General features: G+C 69.7%; 8 protein-coding genes. 3 read left to right on the top strand and 5 right to left on the bottom strand.

Features of this window, described 5'->3' with window-relative positions; genetic code table 11:
* The 5 genes from G6022_RS08980 to gdhA all read right to left on the bottom strand — a co-directional run.
* Nucleotides 1-434 (bottom strand): DnaJ domain-containing protein (locus tag G6022_RS08980; RefSeq protein WP_187701313.1); only part of this gene is annotated, 434 nt, incomplete at its 3' end.
* Between the two features lie 117 nt (nucleotides 435-551).
* Nucleotides 552-1169, bottom strand: coding sequence for a nucleotide exchange factor GrpE (gene grpE, locus G6022_RS08975; protein ID WP_179523531.1), 618 nt, complete (start codon nucleotides 1167-1169; stop codon nucleotides 552-554).
* Nucleotides 1166-1363, bottom strand: coding sequence for a hypothetical protein (locus G6022_RS08970; protein ID WP_182610459.1), 198 nt, complete (start codon nucleotides 1361-1363; stop codon nucleotides 1166-1168). The genes grpE and G6022_RS08970 overlap by 4 nt, the downstream gene beginning before the upstream one ends.
* Entirely contained in the window at nucleotides 1360-3213 is a 1854-nt protein-coding gene (dnaK, locus tag G6022_RS08965) for a molecular chaperone DnaK (protein ID WP_182610460.1), read from the bottom strand. The genes G6022_RS08970 and dnaK overlap by 4 nt, the downstream gene beginning before the upstream one ends.
* A gap of 413 nt (nucleotides 3214-3626) precedes the next feature.
* The gene (gene gdhA / locus G6022_RS08960) at nucleotides 3627-4973 is read right to left on the bottom strand and encodes an NADP-specific glutamate dehydrogenase (RefSeq protein ID WP_179523534.1); all 1347 of its coding nucleotides are present in this window, start codon (nucleotides 4971-4973) and stop codon (nucleotides 3627-3629) included.
* Between the two features lie 317 nt (nucleotides 4974-5290).
* Here gdhA and G6022_RS08955 point away from each other — a divergent pair, with 317 nt between their 5' ends.
* The 3 genes from G6022_RS08955 to G6022_RS08945 all read left to right on the top strand — a co-directional run.
* Nucleotides 5291-6655 (top strand): S1 family peptidase, encoded by a 1365-nt coding sequence (locus tag G6022_RS08955; RefSeq protein ID WP_182691413.1) that lies wholly within the window; start codon nucleotides 5291-5293, stop codon nucleotides 6653-6655.
* Between the two features lie 114 nt (nucleotides 6656-6769).
* Nucleotides 6770-8365, top strand: coding sequence for a S1 family peptidase (locus G6022_RS08950; RefSeq protein WP_182691411.1), 1596 nt, complete (start codon nucleotides 6770-6772; stop codon nucleotides 8363-8365).
* 173 nt (nucleotides 8366-8538) lie between these two features.
* Nucleotides 8539-10987, top strand: a 2449-nt coding sequence (locus G6022_RS08945) for a (Fe-S)-binding protein (protein WP_182691409.1), incomplete at its 3' end; no start/stop codon positions are given.

Raw genomic sequence — 10987 nt, 5'->3', positions numbered from 1 at the left:
CGGCCCGCGCCGGCCCCGCCGCCGCGGCCGCCGCCCTGGTTGAACAGGCCGCCGAAGAGATCGGAGAAGCCCCCGGCCCCACCGGCTCCGCCCGCACCCGCGGCCCCTCCGAAGAGGTCGCCGATGTCGAAGTCACCGCCGGTGGTGGTGTATCGGCCCCCACCGGGAGGCGCGAAGCCGCCGAACCCGCCGGAGGACACCTGCGCCCGGAACTCGTCGTACTCCTTGCGCTTGGCGGGGTCGCCGATGACGCTGTTGGCCTCGCCGACCCGCTTGAACTTCTCCTCGGCGGCCTTGTTCCCCGGGTTCTTGTCCGGGTGGTTGTCGCTCGCGAGCTTGCGGTACGCCTTGCGGATCTCGTCCGCCGTGGCGGACTTGGAGACGCCCAGTTCGGCGTAGTAGTCCTTCTCGACCCATTCGCGCTGACTCACCAGACGCCTCCTTTCCCTATCGGTTCCTGATCAGTTCCTACTTACCCGAAGTCTCACTTTTCCACCTCGACCGCCGGTGTGCGGGTGACCGCACACCGGCGGCGGTGGAGGACGAGCGGATCAGCGGACGGTGACCATCGCCGACCGCAGGGTCCGCTCGCCGTGGCGATAGCCCTTGCGCAGGATCGTGCCCAGCACGGGCTCGGAACCCTCCGACTCGTCCTGCACGGCCTCGTGCACGGACGGGTCGAACGCGTCCCCCTCCTCGCCGAAGGACTCGACCCCCTGGGAGGCCAGGACCGCGTGGACCCGGTCGGCGAAGGCCTTGAGCGGCCCCTCCTCCAGGTCCCCGTGCGCCCGTGCCCGCTCCAGGTCGTCGACGATCGTCAGGAGCTCGGTGAGGACCGAGCCCTTGGCGGTGTCGATGATGGCCTGTCGGTCCCGCTCGACGCGGCGGCGGTAGTTGGCGAACTCCGCCGACACGCGCTGCAGGTCCGCCGTCCGTTCGTCGAGCTGCGCCTGCAGCGCCGACGTGGCGTCGTCGTCGGACGACCGGTCGCCGGCGGCGCCGTCGGTGGTGGGGGCGGGGTCGTCCTCGACGATCTCGCCCTCCACCGCCTCCGACGGAGCGGCGCCGGTCTTGTCATCCACCGCCTGCGCGGCGGCCACGTCCTGCGCGTCACCGCCCGCCCAGGCGGCCTTGTCCGTCTCCGGACCGTCAGCGTGTGGTGTGGTCACTGGAACTCACCCCTGACTGTCTCGTCGTCCTCTGCGGCCGCCTCGACCTCGTCCGGGTCGACGCCGGCCGCGCCCTCGGCCACGATCTCGGCCTCGGGGGCGACGGGGGCGTCCTGGACGAACTTCTCGTCCACCGCCTCCTCGTCGGTGGCCTCCGGGTCGCCGGGATCAGGAATTCCGGTCGCGTCCGTCACTTGTCGTCCCCCTTCGGCTCGTCCTCGTCCACGACCTCGGCGTCGACCACGTCGTCGTCAACCGACCCCGCGGAGGTGGGGTCGCCGGCCTCGGCACCCTCGGCCGCGGAGGCCTCGTAGATGGCCTGGCCGACGGCCTGCGCCTCGGTGTTGACCTTCTCGACCGCGGACTTGATGGCGTCGACGTCCGAGCCCTCGAGGGCGGTCTTGGCGTCGGCGATCGCGGCCTGGAGCGACTCCTTCTTGTCGGCCGGGATCTTGTCCTCGTTCTCCGAGACGAACTTCTCCGTCTGGTAGATCGTGGACTCGGCCTGGTTGCGGGCGTCCGCCTCCTCGCGACGCTTGTGGTCCTCGGCGGCGTGCTCCTCGGCGTCCTTGATCATCTGGTCGATCTCCTCCTTGGACAGGCCGGAGCCGTCCTGGATGATGATCGTGTTCTCCTTGCCGGTGCCCTTGTCCTTGGCGGTCACGTGGACGATGCCGTTGGCGTCGATGTCAAAGGTGACCTCGATCTGCGGCACGCCACGCGGCGCGGGGGCGATACCGGCGAGCTCGAACGAGCCGAGCAGCTTGTTCTGCGCCGCCATCTCGCGCTCACCCTGGAACACCTGGATCTGCACCGACGGCTGGTTGTCGTCGGCCGTGGTGAAGGTCTCCGACCGCTTGGTGGGGATGGTCGTGTTGCGCTCGATGAGCTTGGTCATCACGCCGCCCTTGGTCTCGATGCCCAGCGACAGCGGGGTCACGTCGAGCAGGAGCACGTCCTTGACCTCGCCGCGGAGCACGCCGGCCTGCAGCGCGGCGCCCACGGCGACGACCTCGTCCGGGTTGACGCCCTTGTTGGGCTCCTTGCCGCCGGTCAGCTCCTTGACCAGGTCGGACACGGCCGGCATGCGGGTCGAGCCACCGACGAGCACCACGTGGTCGATGGTAGACACGGCGATCCCGGCGTCCTTGATGACGGCCTGGAACGGCTTGCGGCACCGGTCGAGCAGGTCCTGCGTGATCTTCTGGAACTCCGAGCGCGACAGCGTCTCGTCGAGGAAGAGCGGGTTCTTGTCCGCGTCGACCGTGATGTACGGCAGGTTGATCGAGGTGGACTGACCGCTCGACAGCTCGATCTTCGCCTTCTCGGCGGCCTCACGCAGACGCTGCAGCGCCATCTTGTCCTTGGTGAGGTCGATGCCGTTCTGCGCCTTGAACTTGTCCACGAGCCAGTCGACGATCCGCTGGTCCCAGTCGTCACCACCGAGGTGGTTGTCACCGGAGGTCGCCCGGACCTCGACGACGCCGTCGCCGATGTCGAGCAGGGAGACGTCGAAGGTACCGCCACCGAGGTCGAAGACCAGGATGGTCTGCTCCTTGTCGCCCTTGTCCAGCCCGTACGCCAATGCGGCCGCGGTGGGCTCGTTGACGATGCGCAGGACGTTCATGCCGGCGATCTGGCCGGCGTCCTTGGTGGCCTGACGCTGGGCGTCGTTGAAGTAGGCGGGGACGGTGATGACGGCGTCCGTCACCTCCTCACCGAGGTAGGACTCGGCGTCGCGCTTGAGCTTCTGGAGCGTGCGCGCGCTGATCTCCTGCGGGGTGTAGTTCTTGCCGTCGATCGAGTCCGACTTCCAGTCCGTGCCGATGTGGCGCTTGACCGAGCGGATGGTGCGGTCGACGTTGGTGACCGCCTGGTTCTTGGCCGGCTGGCCCACGAGGACCTCGCCGTTCTTGGCGAACGCGACCACCGACGGGGTCGTGCGCGACCCCTCGGCGTTGGCGATCACGTTGGCCTCGCCGCCCTCGAGGACGGCGACGCAGGAATTGGTGGTGCCGAGGTCGATACCGACTGCACGTCCCATGATGTTCTCCTTCTCTCCGCGCCGTTACCGCGCGGACGGGGGGTGGTCCGAAACTCTGTTGTTCAGCAGACCCGGCTCAAGGCTCGGATCAGTGACTCCACCCTGCCTCTCGGCGGTGGCGCCGTCAACCCAAGTTGAGTCCGGATCGCTGAGGTTTGACGCCCTGTACAACTGGGGACCGGCCCGATCCATTCCCGGGGTGATCCAGATCACGCGGAAACCTGCGTCCACCTGACTCAATTCGCCCTGGCGCCCATCCACGCGCCCGCGCACCCGCACGCCCGCCCGCGCGCCCGCACGCCCGCACGCCCGCACGCCCGCACGCATCCTCAACGACAAGACCGTTCCGCACACCCGCCTCTCGGGCGATGCGTGCGGAACGCTCTTCCCGACTGGGGAACGGACGACCTGAGCTAGATGACGCCCTGCGCGAGCATCGCGTCCGCGACGCGGCGGAAGCCGGCGATGTTGGCCCCGGCCGCCAGGTCGCCGGGCATCCCGTACTCCTCGGCGGTCGCGGCCGTGGTGGCATAGATGTTGGTCATGATGCGGTCGAGCTCGGAGTCGACGCGCTCGAAGTCCCACTGCAGCCGACCGGCGTTCTGGCGCATCTCCAACCCGCTGGTGGCCACACCGCCCGCGTTCGCGGCCTTGGCGGGTCCGAACAGGATGCCCTTCTCGCGGATCACCTCGACGGCCTCCTCGGTGCACGGCATGTTGGCCCCCTCGGCCACCAGGCGGCACCCGTTGCCCGCCAGGGTCCGCGCGGCGTCGCCGTCGAGCTCGTTCTGCGTCGCGCAGGGCAGTGCGATGTCGCACTTCACCTCCCACACCGAACGCCCCTCGACGAACTCGCAGTCACCCCGCTCCTCGGCGTAGACCGAGAGCCGCTCGCGTCGGACGTCCTTGACGTCGGCGAGCAGGTCCAGGTCGAGGCCCCTCTCGTCGACCACGTACCCGGAGCTGTCGGAGCAGGCCACGACGGTGGCTCCGAGTTGCGTGGCTTTCCTGGCCGCGTAGAGGGCCACGTTCCCGGACCCGGAGACGACAACGCGGGAGCCGTCGAGGCTGAAGTCGGTCTCGCGGAGCATCTCGCGGACGTAGTAGACGAGCCCGTAGCCCGTGGCCTCGGTCCTCGCCCAGGACCCGCCGTAGCCGATCCCCTTGCCGGTGATCACCCCCGCCTCGTTCCGGCCCGTGATCTTCCGATACTGGCCGTACAGGTAGCCGATCTCGCGGCCGCCCACGCCGATGTCCCCGGCGGGCACGTCCAGGTCCGCCCCGATGTGATGGGCGAGTTCGGCCATGAACGACTGGCAGAAGCGCATCACCTCGCCGTCGGTCCTACCGTGGGGGTCGAAGTCGGAGCCGCCCTTGCCACCTCCCAGCCCCAGGCCCGTGAGCGCGTTCTTGAAGACCTGCTCGAAGCCGAGGAACTTGAGGGTGTCCTCGTCGACGGACCGGTGGAACCGCAGACCACCCTTGTACGGACCCAGGTCGGAGCTGAACTGGACCCGGAAGCCGCGCTGGACCTGGATCACTCCCGAGTCGTCGACCCACGGCACGCGGAAGGACACCACTCGTTCGGGTTCGACGATCCGCTTGAGGATCCCGCCCTCGACGTACTCGGGATGCTGCGCGACCACGGGGGCGAGCGACTCGAGCACCTCGTGCACGGCCTGCCGGAAGAGCTTCTGCCCGGGGTTGCGGGCCACCACGGACTCGAGCGCATCGTGCAGTGCGGCGTCGGCGTCGGACATGGGACCTCCGGTCAGGGGCTGCGGTCTGGGGGCGATATGAGGGCTGCGGCGTGAGGGCTGGGGACTACGTGTACGCGGACCACCCGCCTCGGGCGACACCTCGGACCGAGGTTCCGCAGGCCGGTGTCACGGCCGGAACCGCGTCGCCGCCGTGCCGCAGCCTAGCGTCTGTCCGCTTCCACCACCGATCCAGGCCGCGCCCGGACCCGCGGCGGACCACCCCGGGCGAAATTCCCCGCGGACGTGGATCCGGCCATACGATCTACGGTCACGGACCCGGCCGGTTCCCTTCCCGTCCCGATAGGAACAGTGACCCCATGCGCCACCTCCCCCGCCGCCGCACCTGGAGTATCGGCGCCCTCGTCGCCGTGGTCGTGGTCGCGGCTCCGATCGCCGTCCAGGCCCAGCCACGCGACGGCGCCCCGGCGGTGGACGACTCCCGCGCGACGCCCGCGATCGTGCACGAGTCCCTCGAGGACGCGCTCGCGGAGGCCGGCACCACCCCGGCCGGCTTCCGGACCCAGTCCGTCCTGGCCGACCGCCTGGCCGATGCCTCGGACGACTACACCGTCCGGTTCCCCGAGGCCTTCGCCGGCGTCAGGATCGTCGGAGCCGCCGGCCAGGTCGCGGTGGTCCGGGGCGCCGACCAGGCGGAGCCGTTGATCGCCGACGCCCGGTCCCGCGGGTTCACGGTGTACTCCGCACCCACGCCGGCCCTGCAACTCGACCAGACGGCGGAGCGGGCACAGGACTGGGCGGACGCCCTTCCCCCGGGCCAGCGGGACGGGGTCACCGCGATCGACGTGGACCCCTCCACCGGCGACGTCACCGTGGTGGTGGAGGACTCGGGGGCCGCGCCGACTCCCCCCGCCGACCTCGGGGCGGGCGTCCGCATCGCCGGCTTCCGTCCCGCCCAGGGGTCGGTCGGGTCGGGGACGGCGACGCTGCCCGGCACCCAGAGCCCCACGATCCCGGACCCCGGCACCCTGCTGCCGAACTCCATGGTGGGCGGAACCCGGATGTACGTCCTGTCCCCCTCCCGCACCGTCGCCAACTGGTGCTCCCTCGGGTTCAACGGAATCCGCGACGGACGGGTCGTCAACATCACCGCGGCCCACTGCAGTTCCTTCACGGACCCCGCGACGGGGCGGTCCGTGTTCCGGCCCGGCACGGTCTCCGAGAGCGCCGGCTCGCCGAGGCTCGGGGCGTTCACGTCCACCGAGGCCGACGAGGCCCTCGACGCCGCACTGATCACCGTCGACCCCGAGGACGATCCCCGTTTCCGGAACTCCCACGTCCTGGCCGACGGTGCGCGCCCCCTCCCGCTGTCGGGCACTCAGTCCCCGGTGAGGGGGCAGATCCTGTGCAAGTACGGTCAGCGGACCGGTTACACGTGCGGGAAGGTGTCCGGGATCGACTCGGCGACCCCGGGTGGAGTCAGGAACGTCGCGATCGAGCTGTGCGCGATCGCCGGCGACAGTGGCGGTGTGGTGTTCTCCGATACCTGGGCGGTGGCCGTGACGAGCCTCTCCAACGCCTTCGACCGTTATGACCAGCCCTACCCGAGCTGCGGGGTGGCCCGGACCGATCTCGCCGCGCGCGGGGCGGTCCCCCTGATGGTCGGGGTGACCGTCGGTGCGATCTCGGCCCGCTTCCCGGGACTCCAGGTCGGCGCGTCATGACACATCAATCCCACTAATCACACGTGTCACACTGGACTCAGTAATCACATCTCCGTAATCTTGGCCGCAACTGGTCGACCTGAAGTCGTCCACCGTGCATCACGGAAGGCCACCATGCGCACCACCTCGAAGTTCGCCGTCCTCACCGCCGCCGCGGCCCTGGTCGTCACCGCGACTCCCGCCGGCGCGGCCCCCGCCCCTGCTCCCGCCCCCACGGCGCCCTCGACGACGCAGGCGCTCCCCGCCCTCGACGCGGCCCTCGGATCGCAGTTGACCTCGCTGGTCGAGGCCCTGCGCCGGGATCTCGGACTGACCCCCGAGCAGTTCCTGGACCAGGCCGGGATCGGTGAGCGACTGGCCGAGTCCCGCCCACGGTGGGAGAAGGCGTTCCGCGACTCCTTCGGCGGCGTGTGGCTGGACGAGGAGGGCACGGGCCTGGTGGGCGTGGTCGCCGGGGAGGCCGGCGACCTGCTGCGTGCCGAGGCCACCGACGCCGGGTTCACCGTGCAGGACGTGGCCCTGACCACCGAGGAGCTCACCGCTCGCGAGCGACAGGTGGGCAAGATCGTCGACGACCTCCCGGAGGACCTTCGATCGCTCGTCACCGGGGTGCGGGTCGACCCCACCCGCAACACCGTGGTCGTGGCCACCCGCGGCGGCGAGGCCGCCCAGCTGGGCAACCTCACCGCCCGGCTGAAGGACCTCGCCGAGATCGACATGACCGAGGCCCCCGACCCCGCGTGGGACACCGCACCGTTCGGCAGTGAGGCGGGCGGGACCCAGTCCGACGGCGAACCGACCACCCAGGGGCTCGAACCCGCCACGACCCGCGCCGGCGCACCGGGCCCGACCGCCACCGGTGGCGACTCCGGATCGCTCGGCAGCCTGGCCCTGCTCAACCAGACCGGCGTCATCCCCGAGGGCCCGATGCGGACGATCGTCGAGCTCCTGTCCGGTCTCACTCCCGGCACCGGCTCGATCATCGACGGGATGAGCCAGACGATGGCGGACCCCGTCACCCCGGTCCCCGAGAACCAGACACGCGCCGACGGCCCCGCGCCGACCGGCCCCATCGCCGGGGGCACCGCCTACTCCGTCGCGGTCCCGGGCGGGATCCTCGAGTGCTCCACCGGGTTCAACGGCGAGCTCGACGGCACGCCCGTCGTCGTCACCGCCGCGCACTGTGCGGGCGCCGACGGCACCCGCGCCGCGTTCGCCGACGGCGAGGAGTTCGGCACCATGACGCGGACCCAGCACGACGGCATCGACACGGCGCTCGTGGCCGTCGACCCGGAGCTCGCCGACCGCTTCCGCACCAACCTGGTCGGCGCCGGCCCCGACACCACCCAGGCGATCACCGGCACAGCCGACCCGGTCGTCGGACAGAAGGCCTGCAAGACAGGGTTCCGGACCGGTTTCTCCTGTGGCACCGTCTCCGAGGTCGGCGCGATGATCGACGTCGCCGGCTCCCGCACCATCGCCAACGCGTTCACGGTGGATCTCTGCGCCCTCCCCGGGGACAGCGGCGGCGTCGTGTTCTCGGGCGACAAGGCCCTGGGGATCTCCAGCGCCTCCAACGTCGCCGAGACCGGGACCTGCGCCAACGCCGACGCCGTGGCCAGGGAGAACGGGTACGTCCCGCGCCTGTCGGCGGTCCCGATCTCCGACGTCCTGGCCGCGCATCCCGGTCTGACGCTGCGCACCAACTGATCCAGAACGACCCGCGGGCCCCGTCCCACGAATCGAGTGCACTCCGCTAAGGGGAACCTCAACTCGTGGGACGGGGCCCGCGTGGCTTACCTTTAACGACAAGACCGTCGACGGGCACCCCTGGGGTCGTCAGGTGCTCGTGCGTCGAGAAGTGCGACGAAAGGCCGCGAACCATGTCAGGCGTGACCATCACTCTCGGGACGATCGGTGTCCTGCTCAGTTTATTTGCTTGGGCCTCATTCATCGGCGGCGTATCGCGGATGGTCCGGAGCATCCTGCTGGGCCAGAAGGACGGCTTCAACCGGTTCGGCTCCCCGTTCTTACGGATGAAGAACACGTTCGTCGAGGTGGCCGCCCACACCCGGATGGCCAGGAAGCGGTCGGTCGGCTTCTTCCACTGGTTCGTCATGATCGGCTTCATGCTCGGCTCGATCGTCTGGTTCGAGGCCTACATCCAGACGTTCAACCCGCGCGGCGGCTGGCCGTGGCTGTCGGATCAGACGTGGTACCACGGGCTCGACGAATTCCTCGGCCTGGGCACCGTCATCGGCATCACCGTGCTCATCATCATCCGCCAGGTCAACCAGCGTCGGGGCCTCAACCGCTTCAACGGTTCCGACCGCAGGGCCGCGTACTTCGTGGAGGCCGTCGTCCTCCTCGAGGGCCTGGGCATGATCTTCGTCAAGGCCGGCAAGCTCGCGCTGTACCGCGCCGAAGGCCAGGACTTCCACTGGTCGACCGACTGGGTCTCCGGCCCCATCTCCACGGTCCTGCCGGCCAACGAGCTCATGGTCTCCATCTTCGCGCTGATCAAGCTGCTCACCGGCATGATCTGGCTGTACGTCGTCGGCCGCAACATCACCTGGGGCGTCGCCTGGCACCGCTTCTCCGCGTTCTTCAACATCTACTTCAAGCGCGAGGCCGACGGCCGCACCGCGCTGGGCGCCCTCAAGCCGATGACCATGGACGGCGAGGCGCTGACCATGGAGAAGATCGAGGAGCGCACCGAGGCGGACGAGGACTTCGAGCCCGTCCTGGGTGCGGGCGCGATCGAGGACTTCTCGTGGAAGGGCTGGCTGGACTTCTCCACCTGTACCGAGTGTGGCCGTTGCCAGGAGCAGTGCCCCGCCTGGAACACCGGCAAGCCGCTGAGCCCCAAGCTCATGATCATGGCCCTGCGTGACCACGCCCACGCCAAGGCTCCGTACCTGCTCGCCGGCGGTAAGACCACGATGGGCGAGGAGACGGGACTCGTCGACGCCGAGGGCAACCCGGACGAGAAGAAGCTGGCCAGGATCCCCGAGGCCGCCCGCCTCGAGGCCCAGCGCCCGCTGGTCGGCCACACCACCGCCGACGTGTCCGACGACCCGATGGCCGCCGGCATCATCGACCCGGAGGCCCTGTGGTCCTGCACCACCTGTGGCGCCTGCGTCGAGCAGTGCCCGGTGGACATCGAGCACGTCGATCACTTCATCGACATGCGTCGCTACCAGGTGCTCATCGAGTCGGAGTTCCCCACCGAGCTCGCCGGCCTGTTCAAGAACCTCGAGAACAAGGGCAACCCCTGGGGCCAAAACAACTCGGGCCGCGATGACTGGATGAAGACCCTCGACTTCGACATCCCGGTCATCGGCTCGGACATCGAGGACTTCTCGGACACCGAGTACCTCTTCTGGGTCGGCTGTGCCGGTGCCTTCGAGGACCGCGCCAAGAAGACCACCCAGGCCGTCGCCACGCTGCTGCACACGGCCGGCGTGAAGTTCGCCGTCCTGGGCCAGGGTGAGACCTGTACCGGTGACTCCGCCCGCCGCGCGGGCAACGAGTTCCTGTTCCAGATGCTCGCCGAGCAGAACATCGAGACCATGAACAACGCCTTCGACGGCGTGCCCACCGGTCAGCGCAAGGTCGTCGTGACCTGTGCCCACTGCCTCAACGCGCTGAAGAACGAGTACGGCGACTTCGGCGGCGACTACCAGGTGGTCCACCACACGCAGCTGCTCAACCGTCTCGTGCGGGAGAAGCGACTCGTGCCGGTCGCCCCCATCGACGGCGGCGTGACCTACCACGACCCGTGCTACCTCGGCCGTCACAACAAGGTCTACGAGGCCCCGCGTGAGCTCATGGACGGTTCTGGAGTGACCCTCACGGAGATGCCCCGCCACGGCCAGCGCTCCATGTGCTGTGGCGCCGGCGGCGCGCGCATGTGGATGGAGGAGACGGTCGGCAAGCGAATCAACATCGACCGCGTCGACGAGGCACTGTCGACCAAGGCGACCAAGATCGCCACCGGCTGCCCGTTCTGTCGGGTGATGCTCTCCGACGGCGCCACCGCGCAGACCGATGGCACCGAACTGGAGGGTCAGGTCGAGGTCGTGGACGTGGCCCAGCTCCTGCTGGAGTCCGTCACCCGCGACGGCGGTCTGCCGGAGCCCCGCGAGGCCGCATGGCTGGAGCAGCCGAAGCGCGAGATGACGTCCGCGGAGAAGGAGGCCGCCGAGGCCGAGGCCGCGACGCCTGCCGAGGCCAAGACCGCGGTCGCCGAACCCGCCGGAACACCGGACAACCCGGTGATCGACGAGGGCGAGGGCGCCTCCCCGGAGGTGGACCCGGCGAGCACCAGCG

It is taken from the genome of Dietzia sp. Cai40, from assembly GCF_014145165.1.
Taxonomy (GTDB): domain Bacteria; phylum Actinomycetota; class Actinomycetes; order Mycobacteriales; family Mycobacteriaceae; genus Dietzia; species Dietzia natronolimnaea.
Note: the sequence above shows the minus strand (reverse complement) of the source record. Positions and strands in the feature narration are given on the sequence as shown.

Bases quoted from the DNA above. Each gene is read 5' to 3' on its own strand.
- dnaK (WP_182610460.1), bottom strand. From the start codon at position 3,213: ATGGGACGTGCAGTCGGTATCGACCTCGGCACCACCAATTCCTGCGTC.
- gdhA (WP_179523534.1), bottom strand. From the start codon at position 4,973: ATGTCCGACGCCGACGCCGCACTGCACGATGCGCTCGAGTCCGTGGTG.
- G6022_RS08955 (WP_182691413.1), top strand. From the start codon at position 5,291: ATGCGCCACCTCCCCCGCCGCCGCACCTGGAGTATCGGCGCCCTCGTC.
- G6022_RS08950 (WP_182691411.1), top strand. From the start codon at position 6,770: ATGCGCACCACCTCGAAGTTCGCCGTCCTCACCGCCGCCGCGGCCCTG.